This window comes from Dactylosporangium sp. NPDC049140 (assembly GCF_040648435.1).
Genome location: NZ_JBEZDS010000019.1, coordinates 122423 through 148180, shown reverse-complemented (window position 1 = coordinate 148180; position 25758 = coordinate 122423). Strand labels below are relative to the sequence as shown.

Below are 25758 nucleotides of genomic sequence, written 5' to 3'. Positions count from 1 at the left end.
CCCCTCGCGGGTTGACACGGGGAGCCGTCCAAGTTGGCCATTGAGAAGCCCGACCTTCATCCCGTCGATTGGCTGTGGGACGCCGTCTGCATCATCGGCGGCGGTTCCGCGTGGCCGGAGGGCAACGAGGACGAGCTGCGCGATCTCGCGCACGCCTGGCAGGACCTCGCGACCGAGCTGAACGGGGCGCTCAACAACGCCGACACCCTCGCCATGCAGATCGCCCAGTCGTGGGGCGGCGACGCGGGCGAGGCCTTCAACACGTACTGGTCGGGGCTGGCCGTCGGCCCCCAGCACGGCCTGCCGCAGGTCGCCGATATGGCGCTCAACTACTCCGCGGGGGCCGAGAACGCCGCCATGGAGATCGAGTACGCGAAACTCGTGCTCATGATCACGCTGGTGATCACGGTCATCACGATCGTCATCTGCCAGATCCTCGCCGCGTTCACCTTCGGCGGCTCCGAGGCGGCCGCCGGCGCCGCGGTCGCCACGGCCCGCACGATCGCCGGGCGAGTCCTGCAGCGCCTGATCCAGTGGGTGGGCAAGGGGATCATCCGCAAGCTCTTCGTGAAGTTCGTCATTCATGAGGTACAGCAGATCGCTCTTTCGGTCGGCACCGACTGGCTGGCGCAGGAGATCCAGATCCAGGAGGGCAACCGCAAGGAGCTCGACACCCACTCCCTGCTCAACAGCCTCGTCTCGGGCGCCATCACCGGCGCGCTGACCTTCCCGCTCAACTTCGTCCACCTGCCGATCAAGAGCCGCTGGCCCCGGGTCGCCGCCAACATGGGCGTGCACGGCCTGGCCAACGCCGCGATCATGCCCGCGTCGATGATGCTCACCACCGGCTTCATGACCGGCGACTGGAGCTGGAAGAACATCACGCAGGGCATCTCCCTCGAGACGTTCCTGGCCGGGGCCGGGATGGGCGGCACCATGGGCGGGATCGGCGCGCTGCGCAACCCGCACGGGGCCACCGCTCCGCACGTCGAGGGGGAGACCGGCCGCCCGGGGGAGACCGGCCGACCGGGCGAGACGGGCGGTTCGGGGGAGACGGGCGCCACCGGGGAGAACGGCACACACGGCATCGGCGACACCAACGTGGGCGACCCGAACCTCGGCGACATGGGCAACGTGGGCGACTCGGGCGCGACGGGCGACCATGGTGCGACGGGCGATTCGGGCGCAACGGGCGACCATGGCGCGACGGGCGACTCGGGCGCGACGGGCGATCGAGGTGCTACCGGCGACTCGGGTGCGACCGGCGATCGTGGTTCTACGGGCGACACCGGTGCGACGGGCGACCGTGGCGCGACCGGGGATTCCGGCGCGACCGGCGATCGCGGGGCTACCGGTGATGGCGGCACTACGGGCGGTGATCGGTCCGGGACGGGTGTCACAGGGGCGGATTACACTCCGGGGGACGGGCAATCGATCGCACCGGCCTCGGACAATCCGGCCGGCGGCTCGGTCGCCGCCCCCGTGGACTCAAACGCCGGCGCGGGCTCCCACGGTGGCGGGGATTCCGGCACACAGGGCGGCGGCGACCCGGTCACCCAGCGCGGCGGGGATCCGGTTACGCAGCGCGGCGGCGAGCCGGTCACGCAGACGGCCGGAGACCCGGTCACGCAGCGGGCCGACACCGGGCCGCGCGTGACCGATACCCAGACGGGGACTCACGCGGCGGCCGACACCGGTGCGCATGCCGGAACCGATGGCGGGCCGGCCGGGGATCGGGGCGCGGCGGGCACCGGTGGGTCGACGGTGGCCGAGCATCCCGCGGCCGTCATGGGCGCGGACCGGCCGGCCGGGGTTGCGGACGGAGCGCGGACCACCGACACGGGGGCGCGGACCACCGATGCCGGGGCGCGTACCACGGATGCGACCGGGCGTACCACCGATGCGACCGGTCGAACGACGGACGCCACCGGGCGGACCGGCGACGGCACTGGGCGCACTGGCGACGGCACCGGGCGAGGCGCTGACGGGACCGGGCGCGGCGGCGAGCAGGGTCGGACCGGTGAGCAGACCCGGACCGGGGAGACCGGACGTAGCGGCGACGGGACCGGGCGGGGCACCGACGGGACCGGGCGCGGGGATCAGGGCAGGACCGGGGAGTCCGGGCGGGCCGGGGATCGGAGCGGGGACGGGGCGCGTACGACCGAGGGTGGGCGTACGGCCGAGGAGAACCGCACCAATGGGTCTTTCCGGGCGCCGGAGTCGACCGAGGCCCGGCCCGGCGAACACGTGCCGGTCGGGGATCACGGGGCGCAGCCGGGCGAGCATGTCCAGGTCGGGGACCATGGGGCGCAGCCGGGTGAGCATGTGCGGGCCGGGGAGACCGGGGGTCGGCCGGGCGAGCACGTGCAGGTGGGCGAGGCCGGGGCTCGGCCGGGCGATCACGTGCAGGTTGGGGACAACGGGGCGCGGCCTGGAGAGCACACGCAGGTCGGGGATGGCTCGGCTCGGCCCGGTGAGCATTCGGGCAGGCCTGGTGAAGACGGCGCACGGCCCGGGGACAACGGCGCGCGGCCCGGTGAGAACGGTGCGCGGCCCGGTGAGAACGGTGCGCGGCCCGGTGAGAACGGTGCGCGGCCCGGGGAGCATGACCCGGGTGCGCAGCCCGTGCACGCGGGGGAGCCTGTCCGTGGGGCCGAGCACGCGCCGGTGCATGACGGGACCGAGCGCGGCGACGCTAGTGGGCGGCATCGGGCCGATGAGCCGGCCGCTGTGTTCGTGCCCATTCCCCGGCTCGATGATATGCCGGTTCGGATCGGCGGTACCGACACCGGGACCGTGCCGACCCGGCCCGTTTCGGTGCACGAAGGGGTCGCGGGCGGGCGGGGGACCGACACGGTGCCCGGGGGCGAGCACGGGCCCGGCGAGCGGCCGCCCGGTGAGCGGGGCGAAGGGCCCGGCGGGGGCGACGACAATCCGCCGCCGCCCGGGGATCGGCCCGGAGGTGGGGGCGGGGAAGAGCCGCCGCCGTCGAAGCTTTCCACGACCGAGACCGCCGACGGTACGCGTAGCTATGAAGGGCCGCCGCAGCACTTCGAAGGGGAGCCCAACAGCCCCGAGGGGCGGGCGGCCGTCGACCGGTCGGCGCGGGATCTCGCCGATGCCGTTCGCGATCAGATGGACGACGAGGGGCTCGGGAAGAAGAACCGGGTTCGCGTCGCCGGGGCGCTGCTGACGCCCGAGGACCCGACGATCCAGAGTCACACGAGCACGCGGCCGATGAAGCACGGGGATGGTACGGCCACCGACGTGCAGGTTCACCCGGAAGCCCAACGCGTCCTGGATGAGATTCGCGCGGCGGCCGAGAACGATCCCGACAAGCGCATCGGGCAGAACCACGGCAAGTGCGCCGAGGTGGTGCTGGTCTCCGACAAGCTGTACGACCTCGAGCGGCAGTGGCACGAGGCCGGCGAGCCGGGGGACTTCCCGTCCTACGCCCGCGACCACCTCCGCGACGGTGTCGTCTCCACGCACTGGATCGGGGACGGGTCGCGGCAGGAGCACGGGGAGTTCGCGCCGCCGTGCTCGTCGTGCGAGCCGTTCGTGCGCGACTTCGGGATCAACCCGATCGACCCGCACGAGACCGCGGGGGCGCACGAACCCACAACGGGCCCCCACGAGCCGTCCGGGCACGAGCCCGGAGGCCACGAGCCGGGCGTGGGCGAGCACCAGCCGGGCGAGCACGAGACCGGCACGGGCGAGCACCAGCCGGGCGAGCACGAGACCGGCACGGGCGAGCACACGACGCGGACCGAGAGCGAGCGGCCGCCCGAGTCGCTCGGGCGCCTCGGCGACGGGCAGTCCGTCGGCGAGACGCGGCCCGGCCACGAGATGGACCATCCGACCGCGCGCGACGTACACGAGCTCGAGTCCCGCTTCCCGCGGGACGCGGACGGCAACCCGCTCAAGTCGCCCGACGTCCGCGAGGGCGACTGGGCGCTGCGTGCCAACGACGGCGGCCACACGGAGCCGGGCCGCAACAACAACTGCGCCGACGTCTCCATGGCCGGGCTCGCCAACCACCTGGGCGAGCCCACCGTCGCCGGCTCCATGCGCGACCCCCAGGCCGGCGGCGAGCACCGCGGGGCCGACCGCATCGCCGCGTGGACCGGCGGCGAATGGCAGATGCACGGCGACAACCCCAGCGGCTTCGAGGGCGTCGTGCGGGACCTGGAGCGGGCGGGCGACGGCTCCGGGGCGATCGTCGTCATCAAGTGGGGCGACACCGGCGAGGGCCACGCGTTCAACGCGCTCAACATCCACGGTGACATCGTCTGGGTCGACCTGCAGCGCGGCATCATCTCCGACCACGGGCCGATGTACCACGACAACGTCGCCGGGGTCTGGTCCATCACGGTCAACGAGCACGGTGAGCCGCTGCACCCGGCCGGCGGCGAGCACGCCGGCGAACACCCGCGCAACGCGGGCAGCGCCGACGAGCCGGTCGACCGCTACCAGCCCTTCGAGCTGTCCGAGGAGCCGGTGGCGCGCGGCACCCACGTGCCGCGGGAGCTGTACCGGGGCGACGACCAACGGCTGCACATGGCCAACGACCCGAAGGGCACGTGGCGGCTCCCCGACGGGCAGCTGCGTGACGAGAACGGCTTCGTCACCGACTGGGACACCCCTGGGCGGCAGGGCATCGACGTCCCCGCGCACGCGGGCCCCCCGGAGCCGCACGAGCTCGCCAACCACCCGGAGCGCGCGGAGCTCCCGGTCGAGGCCGTGCACGACGTTTCGCAGGCGTACCACGACGCCCACGAGGCCGCCAACCAGAAGTTCCACGACGAGCGGGCCGCGTTGATCGAGGAGATCAACGAGGAGCTCGGGCTCGAGCTGGAGCCCTCGGACTTCGAGCCCGGCAAGGGCTTCAAAGAGTCGCTCGAGGAGCTCGCGACCCGCCCCGGCAGCACCGAGTACGCGGCGAAGTTCAAGGAGCTGCACGACCAGTACAACCGCGACATGCACGTGGTGCGCATGTCCAGCAGCACGGTGGGCATGCACGCCGGCCTCGGCGTGGCGTTCCACGAGGCGATGCACGGCAACCTGCCGCCGCACACCGAGGTCAACCCCGAACACGTGCACCTCAGCGGCGACCCCGGCTCGGCCCGCCAGCACGAGCTGGACATCATCGCGCTGCGCTACGACGAGTCCGGCGGCGCGCCGGACGGGTACAACCGGCTCGACCTCTGGGAGGCCAAGGGCGGCTCCGGCGGCACGAACGGGCACTTCGTACCCGAGATCAACGGCAAGGCGGAGCAGGGCAGCGGGCCCTACCTCAAGTGGATGCTCGAGAACGACCCGCAGATGCTGCGGCTGTACCGCGAGCACCCGAACCTGCTGACCGACATCCGCGAGGGCCGGGTCCACGTCGAGTACCACAAGGTCAGCACCACCCGGATGGACGCGGTCACCGAGCCCGACCCCGCCCGCCCGGGCCGGACCCGCGTCGTGCGGGACCCGGAGACCGGCCGGCCGGTGCTTGTCGATGACAGCAGCCGGACCACGGTCCGGACGTTCGACATCAGGGACACGGACCACCCCTTCGACCAGTCGAAGCTCAACCCCGACATGAAGCGGCTCGACCAGTTCGAGGCGCGGGCGGCGCGGCTGGCCGCCGAGGCCGAGGCGCGGGCCAACGGCACGCACCTGCCGGACAGCCTCGGGCAGCACGACCCCGAGAGCGTCCACGGCGTGCACGTGAGCAACGCCGGCCGGGTCTGGCACGCCGAGGTACCGCCCGCGATGGCCTGGCACGGCGCGACGCCGCACGAGGTCGAGGCGCACGTGCGGCACCTGCTGGAGGGCGCCGCGGACCCGAGCACGTGGGTCGACGGCGCGCCGCCGCACATCGTGGTGCACGCCGAGCACGGCATCGACGCGGCGACCGCGCGGCAGATCGAGCACACCCGCATCGAGTTCACGCAGCCCGACCCCGAGCACCCGGTCCCGCCGCCGCGGATCACCGTCGAGGGGCCGCGGCTGCACGGCGAGCCGATCGAGCTGCCGCAGCGCACGATCGACGCCGACCGTGCCAACAACGTGCCCTACTTCAACGAGGCCCAGCAGGAACGGGCCACGGTCCGCTTCTCCGAGGGCCGGCTGTACGACCACGAGGGCCTGCCCCTGCACGGGGAGTTCATCTACGCGGTCGACCCGCACACGCAGGAGATCCACGCGTACCGGTTCCAGGCCGAGAACACCCGCCACTCGAGCCTGTTCGCGGGCGGCGCGGTCGACGGGGCCGGCACGATGCGGATCGACCACGGCCGGCTCGTCGAGGTCGACAACGCCAGCGGCCACTACCGGCCGGTCGCCGACCACGTGGCCCGGACCCGGGACGCGCTCGTGCACAACGGCGCCGACCTCACCCGGACCGAGTTCCGGGCCGACGTCGGCGAGGGCCCGACCGAGCACTCGCGGGTGCGCGGCGAGCAGGCCTTCGACCGGGCGGTCGCCGAGCTGAACCGGCCCGGCGAGATCGAGGGCGTGGCCGGCATCAGCCGCGTCTCCCACGGTGTCGAGATGGGTCGTCTCGGCGACTCGGCGGTCCTGCGCGTCGAGCTCACCGACGGCCGCGTGATCGAGGTCGACGGCGCCGCGGTGCGCGACTTCCTGCAGTCCCCGCGCCACGACGGGCCGGACGCCGACGGCTTCCCGTTCCCGGCGGAGCGCCACGGCACCGGTACCGACGCCGACCTGGCCTTCCAGGGCGCGGACCAGCTGCGCGACCACATCCGGGGCGAGGTGGACCGGCAGGCGCCACCGGCCCACGAACCGGCCGGCGAGCCGCGCCCGCCGGCCCGTCCCGACCATGTCCTGACCGAGGTCGACCGCCTGCTCGCCGAGCGGACGGGCCAGGAGCCGCTGCACGGCCCGAGCCGCGACGGCGAGCCGGCGCTGCCCCCACACGACACCAACCGGGCGGCCGCGTCCCTGCGCAGCCTGTCCGACGAGCACATCGCGGCGCTTGTCGCCACGGCCGGGCTGACCGGGGAGCCGGCCGCGCGGATGGCCTCCGAGCTCGCCGCCCGGCGCGACGCGACGATCGAGCGCCACAACCGGCCGCCGGACCCGGCCACGGTCCGGCAGATGGCCCGCCTGGGCAGCCAGTACCTGCGCCCCGAGAACCCCGGTCACCTGATCTACGACACCCTGCGCGAGCTGGCGTACAAGGAGACCGGCGAGTTCGCGCACGGCATGACGGTCCGCGAGGCCGCCCGGGCCGTCGACGAGCTGAACGCGGCCCAGGGCAGGCACACGGACTTCGAGGGGGAGATCAACAGGTACCTCGAAAGCCCGGAGGGCCGCGCGCACCACCAGGCGGCCACGGAGCTCGACCTCGCCACGAACCACGCGCCGCACTTCGACCCGGAGGGCTCGCCGTTCCGTGCGCCGTCGCCGGAGTTCGTCGAGCGGGAGAGCGCCCGGCAGGCGGCCGACTGGTCGGAGTCGCAGCGCGGAGCGATCGAGCGGTACGCGCACGGCGGCGGCGACTCGACCTTCAACCAGTTCATGCGCACCGGCGAGACCAACGACCGGTCGTTGCGCGCCGACGCGTACCGCATCCAGGACCTGATGCGCGAGTCGCCCACCGATCTGCGCATCGACGGCCAGATGGACCTGCGCAGCCTCGGCCTGAACGACCTGACCGAGCTGCCGCGCCTGGTCGAGGGCGACGTCACGGTGAACTCGTTCCTGCGGCTGGACGGCGGCGAACGCGCAGATCTCGGCAACGTGCGGGTCGTCGTCGACGCGCCGGCGGGAACGCCCATCGCCTGGATCGGCGGCACGGGCGAGCACGCCGCGGGCCACGCGCTGCTGCCGGCCGGGTCGCGCCTGCACGTGACGGAGCTGCGCCAGGTCGGGTTCGAGCGGTACGAGCTGCGGCTGCGGTACATCGGCTTCGAGGACCCGCCCGCGATCGAGGGACGGATGCACAGCGACGGTGGACCGCCGCCGCCGCACGACGGTGGACCGCCGCCGCCGCACGATGGTGGGCCGCCGCCGCACGACGGAGGACCGTCCGACCACGTGCCGCCGGCGGACCACGTGCCGCCGCCGGTGGGTGAGCCGATGACCGCCGCCCACGCGTACGCCGTCGCGCACGAGGCCGGCGTCGACCTGCGCGGCGTCGAGGTCCGGGTGGCCGAGGACCCGTCGCTGGTGCGGCACATGGAGGAACAGGGCATCGCCGCGGTCGCCTGGCCGGATGGCCGCGTGGTGGAGCTCGGCCCGGCCGCGTTCGCCGACCGCGACACGCTGGCCGCGACGCTGCGCGAACACGGAGGGGGTGCCGGTGATCCGCTTCATGGTGGAGAAGCTGTTCGACTGGACGGGCAAGGGTCTGATGCTCTCGGGCTTTCAGATGGGGGGCATCATCGAGCCGGGGATGAGGCTGGGCAACGGCACGGGGACCCGCGCGACGGTGCTGCGGATCGAGCCGGAGAGCCCGCGGGACCGGCAGGAGGGGTGGGTCACCCTGCTCCTGGAGTCCACGACGCCGAGCCCGGCGGCCGTGGGGGTGATGTTGAAGGTGGAGGAGAGCCCGACGGTGGCGTACCGGTTCCACGCGACCCCGGACCTCGCGACGGCGGACCTGGTGACGATCTCGGAGGCCACCCCGGGGACGAGCCGGGCGGTGACCATCCGGCTGTCGACATTGGAGCGATTCTTCGCGGCGAGCCCGCCGCCGGCCTCCCAGGAGATCACCCGGGAGCAGGCGGAGCAGACCCTGCGGGCGGCGCGCACGATCATCCCGTCGGAGCCGGAGCTGCGGCGGATCATGCTCACGCCCAGGCGAACCTAGAGGCGCACCAGCTCGTCCAGGAGCGCATCGCGCCGCACTCGCCGGAGCTGGCGGGCGTGGTCGAGAAGCTGCTGGACGACCCGCACGCGCTCAACGTCACCAACTCGCTGCGCAACCCCGAGCTGCGCGACACCGTCCTGCGCCACCTCGAGGAGCTGGCCCGCGGCGACGCCCTGGCCCGCTACGGCGGTGACCTGCACCTGTTCCTGGAGGACAACCCGGGGCGCGGGCCGCTTTACGAGAAGGTGCCGGACTGGGTCAACAAGGTCGTGGTCGACGGGGTCGAGCAGACGCGCATGAACCGGTACGTCGCCGAGCTCAAGGACTCCGACCCGGCCCTCAGCGTCGGCGCGCACCCGAGCGAGGCCGAGATGGGGCTGGTGCGCGAGTACGCGGACCGGCTCAAGGACGAGCTCAAGCCCGAGGTCGACCGGGTGCTGGGGGAGATCGCCCAGCGGATCCGCGAGACGACGGACGGGCCGGTGGACTACAACAGCCGGGCCAAGGACGCCGACGGCCTGATCGACAAGGTCGGCCGGATGAGCCGGGGCCGGGAGAACGCGCCCGGCCGCCCCTGGTACCGCGTCGGCGATATCATCGACGCCGTCGGTGCGCGCATCACCGTGCCCGACACCAAGAGCCTGTGGCGCACGCTGCAGGCGGTCGTCCAGGAGTTCGGCATCGGCGACGGCGGCCGGATCGTTGAGGTGGACAACATGTACGCCTCCCCGAAGTCGAAGAGCCCGGAGTACCGGGTGATCCCGCTCTGCATCGGCATCGAGGTCAACGGGCACAAGTACGCGATCGAGCTGCAGCTCACCACGCTGCGCTCGTCGATCGCCGCGGACATCGAGCACAACTCGCTGTACAAGCCCTACGTCGCCCTCTCGGCGGCCGACGCCCAGGCGGTCCGCGAGGCGTTCGAGGAGGCGGCCGCGCTGGACCAGCTGGAGGACAGGCCGTGAGCGGTCCGGAGCGAAGCGGAGGTGACGACGTGACCGAGCGCGAGACGTTGTACGTGTTCCGGCTGGGTGAGGCCGACGACGACCTCACCCCCGCCTTCGTCGTCGACGGCCGCGACTACCCCGACGACGACGCCGTGCGCGCCGACGTCGGGGCGGCGCGGGCGGCCCTGCGCGAGCGGAGGCTCATCGCGGATTTCGAGACGTCGGCGGTACGCCCGGAAGCCCCCCGAATCCCGCTGCCCTCCTGGCGCGAGTGGCGCGCCCGGCACCTCGAGGCCGGCGAGCCGATCGGCGTGCGCCCCCGCCCCGACGCCCAGCCGACCCCGGCGGGCTGGGACGACATGGGGCGCTGGCTGGAGTACGCCCGCACGTGGCTCGACGCCCAGCTCGCCGCGGCGGCCGGGGCGGTGAGCGGGGCCCGGGTGCGGCGCACCCGCGAGCCCGAGGCGCACCGGATCGGACCGGGCTCGGTCGTGCTCGCCGAGGAGCAGTACCGGACGGAGGGCGAGTACCTCGCCGTGCCGCCCGCCGGCGCCGGGCCCGAGGCGGTGCTGCGGCAGATCGCCGGCGCGCTGCACGCCGGCGGCTGGACGGTCGCGGCCCCGGCCGAGTCGCCCGGGTACGTCACGCTGCCGTCGGAGCAGTCCGGGTACACCATCGTCGCCGTCTGGAGCAAGCGCAACAACTCCGTGCGGCTGACCGGCACGTCCCCGGTCGTGCACGCCACCACCTTCGAGGCCCCGGGAGGTGCCGCCGGTGCCGCGCACGTTTGACGGCTCCGTGGGCTGGCCCGCGCTGCGCGCCCGGTTCGCCGGCGCGCTCGGCCCGGACACCCTGGCCGCGCTGGACGAGGCCCTGGCCTTCGCCGCCGAGCGTCACGGCGACCAGCGCCGCCCGGCCGGGGAGCCGTACGTCGAGCACCTGCTGGAGGCCCTGGAGGTGCTCGTCGACGGGGTCGGCGAGCGCGACCCCGACACCCTGCGCGCCGCGGTGCTGCACGATGTCGTCGAGGACACCCCGACCACCCTCGACGAGGTGCGGGAGCGCTTCGGCCCGCGGGTCGCCGAGCTCGTCGGGTGGGTTACGAAGGAGGGTGACCGGGGCGCGTACCTCGCCGCCCTGCGCGGCGCGCCCGACGCCGCGCTCGCCGTGAAGCTCGCCGACCGGCTCAGCAACGTCCAGCGGCTGCGCACGCACCCGCGCCCGGCCAAGCGGGCCTCGTACTACCGCGAGACGGTCGCCACCATCGTGCCGCTGGCCGCCGGGCGGCCCTGGTTCGAGGACTGGTACCGCGACTGGCAGGCCGAGCACGCCGATCTCGACGAGGGTGAACGATGAGCATCGGGGAGTCCGACGAGCCGTTCCGGTTCGCCGTGCTGGGCGAGCACACCGGCGGGCAGCTCGTGCCCGGCGGGATGACCGCGGAGAACCGCCGGTTCCACCGGGTCCTGCGCTACCTGCGCCGGGGCTCCTGGATCATCCGCGACCCGCTCACCCGGGGCCGCGACGCGCTCGACCCGCAGGCCGAGCCCGCGGTGCCGCGCGGCTACCGCACCGACGGCGAGTGGGTCTGGCCGCTGGCGCTGGAGTACTACCTGGAGCGCCACGGCGTCGCCCCGCCCGAGGCGCTGCTCGACGTGATGACCGAGCGCGCCCACTTCCCGCCGCGGGTCCACGCCGACCGGTGCGGCCAGGCCCACCAGGCCCTGCTGCCGCGCATGCCCGGCCCGTTCGAGCCGCCCACGCCGATGCAGTTCCGGCTGCCGCCCGACGTGTACGACCTGCTGCTGACCATCGGCTGGACCCCCGGCCGCCAGGTCCCGGTCGAGCCGGACCTGGACCCGCCGCGCGCGGCGATCCTCGCCGAGTTCGGCGGGCTCACCTTCCCCGTGTACGGCTACGGCCGCGACTGGCGCGTGACCGCCTTCCACCTGCGGCCCGCCGGGCCGCCGAGCGACCCCGCGCGGCTCGCGGACGCGGAGGGGCGGCTCGGCGGCCCGCTGCTGCCGATCGGCTCCGTGCCCGACTGGAACTGCGAGATCGTGCTGCACCCGCGCTTCGGCATCGGCACCGCCGGCGAGGTCGAGCGGTTCCTCGGCCGTGACATCGACGAGGCCCTCACCGCGCTCGTTCGCGGCGCGGCTCCGGATGCGGTGCACCGGGCGGACACCGGTTGGCTAAGGTAGTTCGCATGTCGATCGACATGCGGATGCTCAGCGGCGACGAGGTCGTCGCGCTGGCCCGCCGGATCCTCACCGTGCGGCCGCTGCTGGGCCGGGTGGCGCCGGAGCAGATCATGGCGGAGCTGGGCTGGCCGGAGCTGCCGGGCGGCAGCGCGTTCGCGAAGTTCTGCGACCCGGGCCTCGGGTTCGGCGAGGCCGCCATCGGCCTGCTGCCCGACGGCGCGGCCAAGACCGTCGTCGTGCCGATCCACTCGGTGCTGCCGCGGCCGTCGACCCAGGAGCTGGACGACTTCCGGCAGGACGCGTTCTCGGTGGCGGGCCGCGCCCTCACCGCCGCGTTCGGCCGGGCCTACGCGCTGCAGGACGGGAACTCCCCGCGGCTCAAGTGGCGCGTCGGGGAGTCGGTGCTCACCATGGCGCGCGAGAAGCTGGGGGTCCGGGTGTACCTGTGGCGCGCCGAGGACCTGGAGGACGCCGAATGACCGCGCCGACGCCGCCGACGTGGGACGAGTTCGCCGCCGCCCTGCGTAAGACGCTGGGCCGCATGGGCGACGGCATCCTGCTCGTCCTCAACCGCCGGGGCCAGCCCTGGCAGAACGCGCAGTTCGCGCAGTATCCCGACGAGCTGTTCGCCGAGGTGAGCGGCGAGACCGTGCAGGACCAGTCGGTCGTGGAGGTGCCGACCCCCCAGGGGCAGCGGCTCCTCGAGGCGCACGGCTGGCGGCCGCCGGTGTACGAGGACGGGTACCGCTGGCACCGGTTCGTCGAGTATCCGCCGACGAGCGCCGAGTACCGGGAGCTCGTCGAGGCCGTGGTGGTCGCGCTGCGCGACGTCAACGGCGTGCCGGGGCCGGACCACCTGACGTACCGCGCCTGGGACAGCAAGGACGAGAACAAGCCCTGGAAGGTCGAGATCCCCGGCGTCCAGCCGCAGCCGTAGCCGGCTACGGCAGCAGGTCGGGGCGGTAGCGGCGGAACCACTCGCCGATGCGCCCCGCCGGCCAGCCGCGGTCGATCATGGCCAGGCTCATGTTCACCGTCAGCGGGTCGCCGAACGGCACCCAGACGGGGCCCTGCTGGCGCTGCCGCTCGGCCTGGGTGTGGTCGAGGATCTCGCCGACGCCGGTGATGCCCGGACCGGTGTTGGCGTCGGCGAACATGTCGACGCCGGCCTGCGCCGCGGCCCGGCCCACGCCGTAGGGCGCGATCACCGTGCCGGAGCGGCGGTTGATGACCACCACGCCCTGGATGTCGGCCCAGCGCATGCGCACGACCTTGCCGTCGCGGCGCAGGAACTCCACGCCGGTCGGGGACAGGCGCAGGCCGTGGCCCCGGCTGGCCGCCCGCTGCAGCAGCGTCACGCCGCCCACGACGGCGACCGGCAGCAGGATCATGCCCGGGTAGCCGGCGATCACGTAGCCGATCATGAAGCACAGCAGGGCCACCACGATGTTGGTGACCAGGAACGGCTTCGCGTAGTTGTGCCAGGTCTGCGTCCAGGTCGCGCGGAACTCCTCGGCCTGCGCCTCGGACACGGGCTCCGTCATTGTCCAACCACCGCTTCCAGGTCGGCCAGCTCAAGGATGCGCAGCTCGTCGAGGCTGGGGCGGCGCCCCAGCACCCGCAGGCGCTGCGCCTGGGCCTTGCGAATGAACTCGAAGAGCTTGCGGGCGTCGCGGGCGTTGCCGAAGTTGGCGTCGCGCTCGACGGCCGCGAAGTGGCGCAGCAGCGCCGGCTCCACGTTGTCGCCCAGGACGTAGTCGTCGGCGGCGCACATCCGGCGCACGATCCGCACGAGCTCCTCCGGGCTGTAGTTCTCGAAGACGATCGTCTTGGTGAACCGCGACGCGAGGCCCGGGTTGGCCGAGATGAAGTCGTCCATCTCGGCGGTGTAGCCGGCCGCGATCACCGCGATCTCGTGCCGGTGGTCCTCCATCAGCTTCACCAGGGTGTCGATCGACTCCTGGCCGAAGTCGCCGCCCGAGCCCATGGTCCGCGACAGCGTGTAGGCCTCGTCGATGAACAGCACGCCGCCGCGCGCCTCCTCGAACGCGGCCGAGGTCTTCTCGGCGGTGTGGCCGAGGTACTGCCCGACCAGGTCGCGCCGCGAGACCTCCTTGAACGCGCCCTTCGGCAGCACGCCCAGCGCGGCGAGCAGCTTGCCGTAGATGCGGGCCACGGTGGTCTTGCCCGTGCCCGGCGCGCCCGCGAAGACCAGGTGGTGGCTCATCGCGCCGACGGAGAGCCCGGCGCTGCGCCGCCACTCGTTGACCTGGATCTCGTCGATGAGCCCCCGGACCTCGTCCTTGACGCTGGCCAGGCCGACCATCGTGTCGAGGTCGCCCAGCAGCGCCTCGACCGCGGCCGCGTCCCCACCGGCGGCCGGGCTGCCGTCGCCGATCGACAGCGGCGGCGCGTCGGGCCGGGCGGTGACCAGCGTCGTGGTCGCGCCCTCGGCGATGTCGACGGCCGGCACGCCGGTGTTCTCGATCTGGCACTCCTCGATCGCGCCGCCGCAGCCGCGCGCGACGGAGATGCCGACGCCCTGGGTGTCATGGATCTTGCAGCGGCGGATCGTCGGCGAGCTCTGGTGGGCCACGACCACCCCGGCGTCGCCGGTCTGGGTCACCTCACAGCCCTCGAGCGTCGGTTTGCCGAATTGGTACACGTACACGCCCCGCCGCCCGCAGCCCCGCACGACGGTCGCGGTGATCACCGGGTCGGCCCCGATGCGCACGATGATGCCGTCCTCGGCGACCTCGCTGATCTGACAGTCGTCGATGGTGCCCGGGGCGTCCTCGACGACCACGCCGTACTGCGCGCCGGTCACCGTGCACTTGCGCATGTCGATCGAGCCGCCGGCCAGGTCGACGCCCGGCCCGAAGCGGGCGCTGATGTCGCAGCCGTGCAGCGCGAGCTGGGTGCCGCGCGCCGTCACCACCGGGGCGTCGGCCGCCCGCAGGGTGAAGCCCTCGATGGTCAGCGCGCCGTTGCGTACGCTCACGGCCGGGTAGGGGATCGCGGACGCGTCAAGCGTGACGGGGCCGCCCGCCGGGTCGGAGCTCACCAGCTTCAGGCGCTTGCCGGTGACGAAGATGGCTTCCGCGTAGGTGCCCGGGGCCACCGCGATCACCGAGTCGTCGGTGGCCGCGGCGAGCGCGTCGCCGATGGTGGCGTACGCACCCCGCTGCTGCGGTGAGACGAGAAGTGTGCGAATCGTAGCCCCCGGTAATGAGGTTTCAAGGTGCACTCGCATTATCGCAGCCAGCCGCGCTCAGGACGACGCCCGCCTATGGGCGACCGGCGAACGCGGTGGCGGCTAGGCTGTCCGGCATGGCGACCAGGGCGACGAGCGGCCGCAGACTGCCGCTCACCGCGGGCGCGCTGCTGGTGGGCGACACGGTGTTCCAGCACACCTCCGTCCGCGGCGACACCCCGCCCGAGCTGCACTCGCTGATCCGCCGGTTCCTGCACGAGCTGCCGGTCGAGTCGCGGGAGCGCTACGCCGGCTACTGCGCGGAGATCGTCCTCATCTCCGACCGCCTGCACGAGGCCGAGCGTCTCTTCGGCGGTGCGCCGCTGACCCCCGCGGCCGCGCGGGCCGAGCTGTGGGGCGCGCGCCTGTCGCTCGTCCACATCCGCGAAAAGGGCGACCCCGTGCACGGGCAACCGGCCCGGCCGTGCCGCACCTGCGCCGCGCTGCTCGACTGGCTGGGGATCGAGGTGGGGGACGCATGAGCGCGCCCGGCCGTTTCCCTTCCGACGTTGAGACGGCGCTGCGGGAGGCCGGGTGGGAGCCCGGCCGCGACGTGCTGCCCCGCGCCCGCATGTGGGGCCTCGCGCTCGCCTCCCACGCCTCGCCCTCCGGGCACCAGCACACCGTGGTCCCCGCCGCCCTGGCCGCGCTCGCGGAGTTCGGCGGGCTCACGGTCCGCGCCGAGGGCGACGGCGCCGAGGTCGCCCGCACCGGCATCGTCTTCGACCCGCTGCGCGGCCTGCACGCCGCCTCGACCCTGGCCGAGCTCGGCGAGCTGGTCCGGTCGCGACTGACCCCGATCGGCGAGCAGGACGACGGCGCCGGGCTGCTCGCCGTCGACGAGCGGGGCCGCGTGTTCGTGCTCGACCACACCGCCGACTGGTACGCCGGCGCCTCCCTCGACGAGGCGATCGCCACGCTGCTGGGCGGCCGCCTCCCGGCCCGCATCGCCGACGACGGCACCTGGTCATGACGTTGCCGGGCCACGAGCAGTGGCGGCCGAGCACGGAGGCCGAGGAGGCGATGGCCGCGGCCGTCGCGGCGGGGGACGAGATCGCGTACTGCAAGGCCCTGTCCGACGAGGCGCTGTACGTGCCGATCAGCCCGGCCGCGGCCGCCGGGCGCGAGCCGGTGACCCTGGCGACGTCCCCGGCCGGCGGCGTGACCTACGTGCTGGCGTGGACCTCCGGCGCCGCCCTGCCGCCCGAGATCCCGTACGTGCGCCGCACCCCGCTGTTCGAGGTCGTGCACGCCATCCAGGAGCGCGGCTGGGGCATCGCCGTCGACCCGGGGCTGCCGCTGCAGGCGTTCCTGTCGCCGGAGGCGGTGCGGACCCTGCCGCCGTGGGAGCCGGAGTGGTGGCCGCTGGACGACGCGCTGCGCCGCGCCGTGCTGGCCGAGGACCGGGAGGCGTACATGGCCGCCCTCCTCGAGGCCCATCTGCTCCTGCCGCTGCCGACCGAGCAGGAGCTCGCCGAGGCCAACCCGCAGCCGGACCCGGACGACCCGGAGGCGGCCTACTGGACCGTGGTCCGCACCGACCGGATCGTGCCCAGCATTTCCCGCGACGTCACCGACCCCGAGTTCCCCTGGTGGCGCACCGAGCTGGTCGACGGCCGGGAGGTCGTCTTCGCCTTCACGTCGGTGGCGCACCTGCAGGCCGAGCTCGGCGACCGCGAGTGGGTCGCGGTGCCGTTCATCGACATCGTGGTCGCCTGGCCGGAGAGCTCGGGGGAGGGCGGCGCGGCGCTGCGGCTCAACCCGGGCGGCACGAACGGCATGGAGCTCCCGCACGACGCGCTCGCCGAGATGTACCGGCTGTTCCTCGTGGCCATGCAGGAGCGGAACCGCCCGCGCGACGACGGCTGAGGCTCACCGCTGCGGCGGCCCGTGGTACTGCTGCTCGACGCTGGTGGGGGAGAGCCAGACGTACCGGTTGGCGCCGCTGCCCATGAGCGCGAGCATCTCCGGCGTCATCTCCTGCAGCAGGCCGGTGCCGCTCTCCGTGAGGTTGAGCGCCGAGCCCGCCACCGCGGCCTCCTGCCGGTTGAGCTTCTGCAGCATCACCAGGTTGCAGCCCTGCAGCGTGTGCGCGTGCTCGGCGCCGAGCTTGCGCACCACCGTCACCTGCGTCTGCCACGGGCCCAGCTCGGGGCGGGCGCCGAAGCCGACCTGGCTGACGTCGGTCACGATCAGCAGCGGCTGGCGGGCGCTGGCCGGAGCCGCGGGCGGGCGCGGGTCGTTCCACAGCACCAGCCGGTCGTTGAGGCCGGTCGCCCACTCGCCGAGCCCCTGCCACGGGCGCGGGTCGCCGGTCATCACGATCACGCGGGCGCCCAGGGCGAGGGTCCGGAACACCAGGAGCCGCTGCGCCCACAGCCCGCCGACCAGGGTCACCCGGGTCGACTCGGCGCGGAACAGCCGGATCGGCACCGGCTGGCGCTGGTAGTCCACGCCGAGCATCAGGCCGGTCGCGCCCGTGCCGCCGCGCATCTGCTTCAGCGCCGCCCCGTTCACGTCGTGCCAGCCCACGTGCAGCCGCGGCAGGCTCGGGGCGAGGGGCTTGCCGAGCCGGCGCGGGGCGGCCTGGGCGCGCGGCGGCGGGCCGGTCGGGCCCTCCTGCCGGATCGCGAGGTCCTCGGGGCGGGCCTGCACCGGGCCGGCCGCGTGGCGCTGGGCGGTGCCGGGCGCCGCGGCCGCCGCCTGGGCCTGCTGCCAGGGCAGGCTGGGCGCGGCGGAGCGCGACAGCGAGGTCTCGAGGTCGAACTGCGGCGGCGCGGCGGCCGGGCGCACCTCGGTCGTCACGTGCTCCCGGCCGGTCGGCCTGGCCTGCTGCGGTACGACGGCGGCCCGCGCCTGGGCGGCCTGCGCCTGCTGGGCCTGCGCTTGAGCTTGAGCCTGGGCGGCGTATGCCGCTTGAGCCTGCGCGTGGGCCGCGGCCTCCGCCTGGGCCTGCGCGTACGCCTGGGCCTGGGCCTGGGCGGCCTGCGCGGCCTGGAGCTGCGCCGCGTACGCTGCGGCCGCCTGGGCCTGCGCCGGGTCGGCCGCGTACTGGGCCGGCTGCGCGGGGATCTGCGGCTGGGCCGGGACCTGGGCCCGGCCGGCGGCGCCGCGGTAGAAGCCGAGCTGCTCCGGGGGCGGCTCGGCGCTGTGCCGCCCGCGCTGCTCCTCGTGCGGCTCGCGGTCGGCCGGCGGCTGCTGGGGGTGGCTCACTTGGCACCGCCACCGGTCGGGGCGCACGCGTAGATGCCCGGCCCGTGCTCGCCGTCGAGGCGCACGAGCTCGGCGTGGGCGGCCGTCGCGGCCTCCGTCACCGCGCGGGCCGAGGGCTCCAGGGCGGCGGCCGGCGCCGAGACGCGCACCAGGCCGCGCAGCGCCAGCCCCTCGCCGTCGCGGGTCAGCACCAGCGAGGTCGCCGACGAGGCCGACGGCAGCGAGATCAGGTGCTCCAGCAGCGCCGAGGTGTTCTCGAGCCGGGGCCATGTCCGCATCCAGAAGACGTTGTGGGAGAGCTCGCCCGAGCGCCAGGCGGTCCACTCCTCCTGCGGCCGCCAGGCCTCGCCGGGCGCGTCCGGGTCGAGCTCGCAGGCCCGGGTCAGGGCGTCGGTGAGCTCGTCGCCGGTGAGGATGCGGTGCTCGAGGCCGGCGTCGCGCAGCAGCCGGCCGACCTTGCGGATCAGCGAGCCGACGAGCGCGGGCGCGTGCTCGGCGTCGTAGCTGCCGGCCATGCCGACCTCGGCGCGGGAGCGGGCCTCGAGCCGGACCGCGACCCAGGTGGTGCGCTCGGCCGGTAGCGCGGGGCCGGGCTGCAGGTGCTGCAGGTCGCGGTAGGAGCGCGCGGCGAACTGGTTGTTGTCGACCCGCTGCCACGGCGCGGGGACGCTCACGGTGGTGACCTGGACGACCGCGCCGGGGTGCTCGGCCTCGTCCAGCACGCGGGCGAGGAGATCCAGCGGTACCCCCGGCTCGGCATCTCCTCGCATGGACGTCTCGGCGCCGACGACGGCCGCGGCGTACCAACCGGCGGCGTCGCACCCGATGCCGATCTTGGGGGCCTCGGCGGTCGCGCCGGTCACCTCCCGGACCAGCATCCCGGGCGCGAGGGTGCGCAGCATCACCAGGCGGCGGTCGGGCTCGGGGCTGGGGTCGGGCGCGGCCCGGCGCCGGCGGTCGTGCTCGCGGGACATCGCGCGCCGCTCCAGCCACCAGCGGCCGCGGCTGCGCAGCAGGGCCACGAGGAGGACGACGAGCCCGAGCGCGGCGGCGATCCCGGTGACCACGGGCCCCCGCGGCAGCACGGCCGCGATCGCGAACAGGACGGCCTCGACCAGCACCAGGCGCCCGATGTGGACGCCGCCGACGTATCCGGCCCGGCGCCGCAGCTGCGGCCGGTCGGCGGCGGCCTCGGGCGCCCCGGCCGGTCGGCTCGGGCCGCGTCCGTCGGACCGCACGGCGGGACCGGCGCCGGGATGGGCGCCGCCCCGCGCGGACACGGGCGCTTGTGTCATCAGGCCGGCACCCCCGTAGCTCGAGCCGTTCAACTAGCCGTTCGGGATCGCAGCTTACCTATCCCGCTCACCCTATGGCGGCAGGCTGGACAGCTTACCGCGTCACCCTTTCATCATCCCCCCACGCGGGCCGATCGCGATCACCGGCGGACCACTCTGTGCGTAATCCGCCAGCCGGCGTCCACCTGCGCCAAGGTGTCCTCGTACGTCACGCTGCCCACCGTGCCGTCCCGCCGCACGCCGAGGCCCTTGGACAGCGCCCGCACCGATCCGTCGGCGGCCTCGGTGAGCACGATGTTGGGCGACCGGGATCGCGTCGCCCGGCGCCTCGGCCGCGGCCCGGGCCATGAGTACTCCTCCGGCTGAGTGGGGATCTCCCCGTTTACACGCTCGCGTAGCATAAGCGGGGATGTCCCCGATTAGCCGGCGCGCCGACGCGTCCCGCAACGCGGCCCGCCTCCTCGCCGCCGCCCGCGCGCTCGTCGCCGAGGCCGGCAACGACGTGGCGCTGGACGAGGTCGCCCGGCGGGCCGGTGTCGGCAATGCGACGCTGTACCGCCACTTCCCGACCCGCGGCGACCTGCTCGTGGCCGTCTACGCCGACGAGGTCGCGGCCCTGTGCCGGCGGGGCGAGCAGCTGCGCGGGGCCGGGGACCCGCTCGCCGCCCTGTTCGCCTGGCTCGACGAGTTCGTCGAGCACGTCGCGACCAAACGCCCGCTCGCCCTGGCCGCGACCGAGGGGCCGACCGGGCGCCGGACCACCTTGTTCGACGAGTGGCACGCGTCGGTGAACGCGGCCGCGGCCGGCCTGTTCGAGCTCGCCGCGCCCCGGCTGCGCCCCGGCGTCACGGCGCTCGACCTGCTCACCGTCGCCGCGGGCGCGGCCGTCACCGCGGCCGATGCCGCCCACGCCCGGCGGCTCGTCGGGCTCATCCGCGACGGAGTCACCGCTCCGGGTGAGGGTTGAGCGGCGGCGAACGGGCACAGGCGCGTCATGCCAGCCACCAAGAAGAAAAGCAGCCAGGCCGCCAGCCAGCCCTGGCTGCACCAGCAGGGCAATGAGATCCAGCACTTCGGCCAGCTGCGCCAGTTCCCGGTCGCGCTGTCCTACGACGCCCGGATGTACTCGTGCGAACGGCTCAACCAGGTGCTCGCCGACACCCAGATCCTCTACGCGCTCTACAAGAAGCACCACTGGCTCATGCGCGGCCCGACCTTCTACCAGCTCCACCTGTTGCTGGACAAGCACGCCGGGGAGCAGATCGAGCTCATCGACACCCTGGCCGAGCGGGTGCAGACGCTGGGCGGCATCGCGGTCGGGGATCCGCGGCACGTGGCCGAGCTGACCCGGGTACCGCGGCCGCCGGACGGTGCCGAGGAGGTCCCGGCGATGCTCTCCCGGCTCCTGGAGGCGCACGAGATGATCCTGCAGGACACCCACGACGCCGCGGCCCGGGTCATGGAGCAGGGCGACGACGGCACCAACGACCTGCTCGTCTCCGACATCATCCGCACCAACGAGCTGGAGGCCTGGTTCCTGGCCGAGCACCTCGTCGACACCCCGCTCGTGCGGACCGAGGAGGAGGCGAGGGCAGCCGCCAACGGGCGGCGTTGATGGGAGGCGTTACCGTGTCGGCGTGACGAGGCATATCGAGTCGCAGCTGGGCGTCGACCTGGGCACCACCCACACGGTCGCCGCGCTGACCGCCGCCGACGGTCGAAGCCAGCCGCTGCTGTTCGACGCCAGCTTCCTGCTGCCGTCGTCGGTGTACGCCGAGGTCGACGGGCACCTGCTCGTCGGCAGGGACGCCGAGCGCAGTGCCCGGCTCGACCCGTCCCGCTTCGAGCCCAACCCCAAGCGGCGCGTCGACGACGGCACGGTGCTGCTGGGCCAGCGCGAGTACGCCGTCTCCGACCTGCTCGCCGCGCTGCTGCGGCGCACCGCCGACGAGGCGTCGCGGGTCCTGGGGATCATGCCGGTGCGCACCGTGCTGACCTATCCGGCGAACTGGGCGACCCACCGCCGCTCGGTGCTGGCCGACGCGGCGGCCCGGGCCGGCATGCCGTCGCCGATCCTGGTGCCGGAGCCGATCGCGGCCGCCGCGTACTTCACCAGCATCCTCGGGCGCAACATCGTGCCCGGCGGGGTGCTGGTGGTGTACGACTTCGGCGGCGGCACCTTCGACACCACGATCCTGCGGCGCCGCCCCGACGGCGGCTGGGACGTGCTGGCCAGCGACGGCCTGCCCGACGTCGGCGGGGTCGACCTCGACGCCGCGATCATCGGCCACCTGGGCCAGTCGCTCACCGCGAGCGACCCGGAGCGCTGGCGGCAGCTGGTGGAGCCCGCCGACGACGCCGGCCGGCGCCGCCACCACCTGCTGCGCGAGGACGTGCGCTCGGCCAAGGAGCAGCTCTCGCGCTCCTCGACGGCGAGCGTGCACCTGCCGGTGTTCGAGACCGACATCCACATCACGCGCTCGGAGTTCGAGCAGCTGTCCCGCTCGTACCTGCAGCGCACCGTCGACCTCACCGCGAGCACCCTGCAGCGGGCCGGCGTGCGCACCGACCAGATCGGCGGTCTGTTCCTCGTCGGCGGCTCCAGCCGCATCCCGATGGTCAGCACCCTGCTGCACCAGCGGCTCGGCGTGGCCCCGACGCTGATCGAGCAGCCCGAGCTCGTGGTGGCCCTCGGCAGCGTGCTCGCCGCGATGCCCACGCGCCCGGCCGCGTTCCCGCAGGGCGCGCCGCCGCCCGGCCCGCGCCCGCCGATGATGGGCGCCCCGATGCCGATGCCGATGCCGGTACCGCCGCCGAACGCCCCGGTCTCCGGCCCGGCGCCGATTCCCGTCTCGGGCCCCGGAATGTCCACCGTGCCGACCTCGGCCCCGGTGCCGGGGCCGGTCTCGCCCGCCGCCTTCCAGTCGGCGGCCACCCCGCAGTCGCCGCCGACGAGCGGCCCGCCGATGGGTGGACCGCCGATGAGCGGGCCACCGATGGGCGGCCTGCCGATGGGCGGCCTGCCGATGGGCGGCCTGCCGATGGGTGCTCCGCCGATGGGTGGCCCGCCGAACCGGACCGCCGTGTTCGGGGCGCCGCCCCCGGTCGCGCCGCCGTTCGGGTCCGTCGCGCCGCCGCGCCCGGGCGGGGGGAGCAAGACCGGACTGCTCGTCCTCATCGTCGTGGGCGCCGTGCTGCTGCTCGGCGTCGGCGGCGCGGTCGCCTGGAACGCAGTCGGCAACAACAAGCCCGACACCGACCGGACCGCCGGCGCCGGGAGCCGCGGCAACGGCGCCAACGCGGGCAACGGGGGCAACGGGGCCGACGGCGGGGCGGCCCCGACCGGCAACGCCAGGCCCGGCGCGGCCCAGCAGACCGTCGCCGTGAACAAGACGATCTGGTACAGCCAGTTCAAGGTGACCGTGAACAAGGTCGTCTACGACGCCAAGGACGAGAACCAGCCGAAGCTGTCGGCCGAGGTCGTGGTCGAGAACCTGGGCTCGGACAACGACCGGCCGTACCTGCCCACGGTGTTCAACGTCGGCGGGCAGCAGTACACCAGCAGCTTCCGCGAGAACACCACCGTCGCGGGCGGGCAGAAGAGCAACTACAACCTCGACTTCGCCATCTACGACCCGCTGAAGGTCAGCATCGCCACCGGCGAGCTCATCTTCGGCGAGGCCGACCGGGAGCAGCCGAAGATCTCGCTGGCCACCGGGGACGTGAACGCGTACGAGCCGGTCAACCTGGTCAAGGACAAGACGGTGACCGTACACGACGTGACCGCCACGTTCACCTCGTGCGACCTGCGCGGCGGCTTCTACGACTACAACGGGCAGGCGAAGAAGGGCTACCGCGTGGTGATGTGCAAGGTCGACATCCAGTACACCGGCAAGTCCAGCGAGTACGTCGGCCAGGAGCACTTCCGCCTCGGCGCGCCGGACAACACCGAACTCGGCCCGGACACGGCGCCGAACGAGGCGCTGTCGGGCGGGCAGAAGGCGGTCGGCACCGACCTCGCGTTCCAGGTCAAGAAGGATCTGTCGGGCACGTACAAGCTGCGCCTGGTCGACCTCGGCGACCACAAGGACCGCCAGGCCGGCGACGTCGCCGAGGTCGACCTCGTATTGAAGTAGCTAGCGGGCGCCGCCGTTGACGTAGAGGGTCTGGCCGGAGACGTAGGAGGCCTCGTCGCTGGCCAGGAACGCGATGACGGCGGCGACCTCCTCCGGCTGCCCGACCCGGCGCAGCGGCGTGCGCTCGGCCACCATCGCCTGGTGCTCCTCAGCGGTGCTGCCGACCCGCTCGGCGGTGGCCGCGGTCATCGGGGTGGCGATGTAGCCGGGCGCGACCGCGTTCACGGTGATGTCGTACGGCCCCAGCTCGATCGCCAGCGTCGCGGTGAGCCCCTGCACGCCCGCCTTTGCCGCGGCGTAGTTGACCTGGCCGCGGTTGCCCAGCGCCGAGCGGCTGCTGAGGTTGACGATCCGGCCGTACCGCGCCGGCACCATCACCTTCTGGGCCGCCTGACAGCACAGGAACATGCTGGTCAGGTTGGTGTTGAGCACCGCCTGCCACTCGTCGAACGGCATCTTGAACAGCAGGTTGTCCCGCGTGATCCCGGCGTTGTTGACCAGGATGTCGATGCGCCCGATGCCGGCGAACACCTCGTCGACCTGCGACCGGTCGGTGACGTCGCACGCCACGACGCCGTCGCCGCCCTTGAGATCGAGCACCACCACCTCGGCGCCCTGCTCGCGCAGCAGTGCCGCGGTGGCCGCCCCGATGCCCTGCGCGCCGCCGGTGACGACCGCCGTCCTGCCCTCGAATCGCATTGCCGACCCTTTCTCCAAGATCATCTTTCTACAAGGACCGCGGAGCCCTGCCCGACACCCACGCACATCGTCGCCAGCCCGCGGGAGTCGCCGGTGCGCCGCAGCCGGTGCAGCAGCGTCGTGAGAATCCGCGCGCCCGAGCAGCCCAGCGGGTGCCCGATCGCGATCGCCCCACCGTCCGGATTGATCATCTCCGGGTCGAGCCCGAGCTCGCCGGCGCACGCGAGCACCTGGGCCGCGAAGGCCTCGTTGAGCTCGGCCTGGGCCACGTCGCCGATGCTCCAGCCGGCCCGGGCGAGCGCCTTGCGGGTCGCCGGCACCGGTCCGACGCCCATCACGTCCGGGTGCACGCCGGCGGAGGCGCCGGCCACGTACCGGCCCAGCGGTTCGAGGCCGGACTCCTTCAGGAAGTCCTCGCTGACCAGCAGCAGCCCGGCCGCGCCGTCGTTGAGCGGCGACGAGTTGCCCGCGGTCACCGTGCCGCCGGCGCGGAACACCGGCTTGAGCTTGGCCAGCTTCTCCAGGCTGGTGTCGGCGCGGATGCCCTCGTCGGCCCCGACCCCCTCGACCGGCAGCAGCTCGGCGGCGAAGTGGCCGTTCTTCGTCGCCTCCGCGGCCCGCTGGTGGCTGCGCAGCGCGAACGCGTCCTGGCGCTCGCGGCCGATGCCGTACCGCGCGGCGACCTCCTCGGCCGTCTCGCCCATGCTCAGCAGCCCGTGCAGCTCCTGCATGCGCGGGTTGACCAGTCGCCAGCCGAGCCGCGTGTCGGCGATGGACATCGTGTGCGGCAGGGCGTCCTCGGGCCGCGGCAGCACGAACGGCGCGCGGCTCATCGACTCCGACCCGCCGGCCACGACGACGTCGGCCTCGCCCGCGGCGATGGTGCGGGCCGCGATCGTGACCGCCTCCATCCCCGAGGCGCAGAGCCGGTTGACGGTCGCGCCCGGCACGCTGTCCGGCAGGCCCGCCAGCAGTACCGCCATCCGCGCCACGTTCCGGTTGTCCTCGCCGGCCTGGTTGGCCGCGCCCCAGTAGACCTCGTCGACGCGCGCCGGGTCGATGCCCGACACCAGCTCCCTGACCACGGCCGCGGCGAGGTCGTCGGGCCGCACGTGGGACAGCGCCCCACGCAGCCTCCCGATCGGCGTACGCCGGGCGGCGGCAAAGTACACGGTTCGCATGCC

At 74.0% G+C, this 25758-nt stretch carries 19 protein-coding genes; 12 read left to right on the top strand and 7 right to left on the bottom strand.

Annotated features, from left to right (window positions below; all coding sequences use genetic code 11):
• Positions 1-33 precede the first annotated feature (33 nt).
• Genes AB0B76_RS28600 through AB0B76_RS28575 form a run of 6 tightly spaced genes read left to right on the top strand, consistent with a single transcriptional unit; the run spans position 34 to position 12915 of the window.
• Positions 34-9792: a toxin glutamine deamidase domain-containing protein gene (locus AB0B76_RS28600; protein ID WP_360381332.1), complete on the top strand. Its 9759-nt coding sequence runs from the start codon at positions 34-36 to the stop codon at positions 9790-9792.
• A 29-nt stretch (positions 9793-9821) separates the two neighbouring features.
• Entirely contained in the window at positions 9822-10565 is a 744-nt protein-coding gene (locus AB0B76_RS28595) for a hypothetical protein (RefSeq protein ID WP_360381329.1), read from the top strand.
• The gene (locus AB0B76_RS28590) at positions 10549-11130 is read left to right on the top strand and encodes an HD domain-containing protein (protein WP_360381326.1); all 582 of its coding nucleotides are present in this window, start codon (positions 10549-10551) and stop codon (positions 11128-11130) included. The genes AB0B76_RS28595 and AB0B76_RS28590 overlap by 17 nt, the downstream gene beginning before the upstream one ends.
• Positions 11127-11978 (top strand): SUKH-3 domain-containing protein, encoded by an 852-nt coding sequence (locus tag AB0B76_RS28585; RefSeq protein WP_360381323.1) that lies wholly within the window; start codon positions 11127-11129, stop codon positions 11976-11978. The genes AB0B76_RS28590 and AB0B76_RS28585 overlap by 4 nt, the downstream gene beginning before the upstream one ends.
• Positions 11979-11983: 5 nt before the next feature.
• Complete coding sequence (locus AB0B76_RS28580) at positions 11984-12457, top strand: DUF6301 family protein (protein ID WP_360381320.1); 474 nt, start codon at positions 11984-11986, stop codon at positions 12455-12457.
• The gene (locus AB0B76_RS28575) at positions 12454-12915 is read left to right on the top strand and encodes a hypothetical protein (protein ID WP_360381317.1); all 462 of its coding nucleotides are present in this window, start codon (positions 12454-12456) and stop codon (positions 12913-12915) included. Before AB0B76_RS28580 ends, AB0B76_RS28575 begins: the two co-directional genes overlap by 4 nt.
• Before the next feature lie 4 nt (positions 12916-12919).
• Here the strand turns inward: AB0B76_RS28575 and AB0B76_RS28570 are convergent, their stop codons facing one another.
• A complete protein-coding gene (locus tag AB0B76_RS28570; RefSeq protein WP_360381315.1) occupies positions 12920-13522 on the bottom strand; it encodes a hypothetical protein in 603 nt (200 codons plus the stop codon).
• Positions 13519-15225 (bottom strand): right-handed parallel beta-helix repeat-containing protein, encoded by a 1707-nt coding sequence (locus AB0B76_RS28565; protein ID WP_360381313.1) that lies wholly within the window; start codon positions 15223-15225, stop codon positions 13519-13521. Before AB0B76_RS28565 ends, AB0B76_RS28570 begins: the two co-directional genes overlap by 4 nt.
• A gap of 83 nt (positions 15226-15308) precedes the next feature.
• On the opposite strand from AB0B76_RS28565, the gene AB0B76_RS28560 reads away from it, so the two are divergent.
• Genes AB0B76_RS28560 through AB0B76_RS28550 form a run of 3 tightly spaced genes read left to right on the top strand, consistent with a single transcriptional unit; the run spans position 15309 to position 17100 of the window.
• Positions 15309-15713 carry a YwqJ-related putative deaminase gene (locus tag AB0B76_RS28560; protein ID WP_360381310.1) on the top strand — a complete coding sequence of 135 codons (405 nt, stop codon included), beginning with the start codon at positions 15309-15311 and terminating at the stop codon, positions 15711-15713.
• Entirely contained in the window at positions 15710-16204 is a 495-nt protein-coding gene (locus AB0B76_RS28555) for an SUKH-3 domain-containing protein (RefSeq protein WP_360381307.1), read from the top strand. The genes AB0B76_RS28560 and AB0B76_RS28555 overlap by 4 nt, the downstream gene beginning before the upstream one ends.
• Positions 16201-17100, top strand: coding sequence for an SseB family protein (locus AB0B76_RS28550; RefSeq protein ID WP_360381305.1), 900 nt, complete (start codon positions 16201-16203; stop codon positions 17098-17100). Before AB0B76_RS28555 ends, AB0B76_RS28550 begins: the two co-directional genes overlap by 4 nt.
• A 3-nt stretch (positions 17101-17103) precedes the next feature.
• On the opposite strand, the gene AB0B76_RS28545 is transcribed toward AB0B76_RS28550, so the two are convergent.
• The 3 genes from AB0B76_RS28545 to AB0B76_RS28535 all read right to left on the bottom strand — a co-directional run bounded on the left by AB0B76_RS28545 (position 17104) and on the right by AB0B76_RS28535 (position 20032).
• Entirely contained in the window at positions 17104-18444 is a 1341-nt protein-coding gene (locus tag AB0B76_RS28545) for a hypothetical protein (protein WP_360381302.1), read from the bottom strand.
• On the bottom strand, positions 18441-19739 hold the full coding sequence (locus AB0B76_RS28540; RefSeq protein WP_360381299.1) for a type VII secretion protein EccE: 1299 nt from the start codon (positions 19737-19739) through the stop codon (positions 18441-18443). The genes AB0B76_RS28545 and AB0B76_RS28540 overlap by 4 nt, the downstream gene beginning before the upstream one ends.
• Before the next feature lie 140 nt (positions 19740-19879).
• The gene (locus AB0B76_RS28535) at positions 19880-20032 is read right to left on the bottom strand and encodes a hypothetical protein (protein ID WP_360381296.1); all 153 of its coding nucleotides are present in this window, start codon (positions 20030-20032) and stop codon (positions 19880-19882) included.
• 116 nt (positions 20033-20148) lie between these two features.
• Between AB0B76_RS28535 and AB0B76_RS28530 the strand changes: the two genes are divergently transcribed.
• Genes AB0B76_RS28530 through AB0B76_RS28520 form a run of 3 tightly spaced genes read left to right on the top strand, consistent with a single transcriptional unit; the run spans position 20149 to position 23875 of the window.
• The gene (locus AB0B76_RS28530) at positions 20149-20706 is read left to right on the top strand and encodes a TetR/AcrR family transcriptional regulator (RefSeq protein WP_360381294.1); all 558 of its coding nucleotides are present in this window, start codon (positions 20149-20151) and stop codon (positions 20704-20706) included.
• 27 nt (positions 20707-20733) lie between these two features.
• Complete coding sequence (locus tag AB0B76_RS28525; protein WP_360381291.1) at positions 20734-21354, top strand: DNA starvation/stationary phase protection protein; 621 nt, start codon at positions 20734-20736, stop codon at positions 21352-21354.
• 22 nt (positions 21355-21376) lie between these two features.
• Positions 21377-23875 carry an Hsp70 family protein gene (locus AB0B76_RS28520; protein ID WP_360381288.1) on the top strand — a complete coding sequence of 833 codons (2499 nt, stop codon included), beginning with the start codon at positions 21377-21379 and terminating at the stop codon, positions 23873-23875.
• Here the strand turns inward: AB0B76_RS28520 and fabG are convergent, their stop codons facing one another.
• Together fabG and AB0B76_RS28510 are read right to left on the bottom strand one after the other, a co-directional pair.
• Positions 23876-24574, bottom strand: coding sequence for a 3-oxoacyl-ACP reductase FabG (gene fabG / locus AB0B76_RS28515; protein WP_360381285.1), 699 nt, complete (start codon positions 24572-24574; stop codon positions 23876-23878).
• A gap of 20 nt (positions 24575-24594) precedes the next feature.
• Positions 24595-25755, bottom strand: a complete 1161-nt coding sequence (locus AB0B76_RS28510; protein ID WP_360381283.1) for a thiolase family protein — start codon at positions 25753-25755, stop codon at positions 24595-24597.
• Positions 25756-25758: the final 3 nt, after the last annotated feature.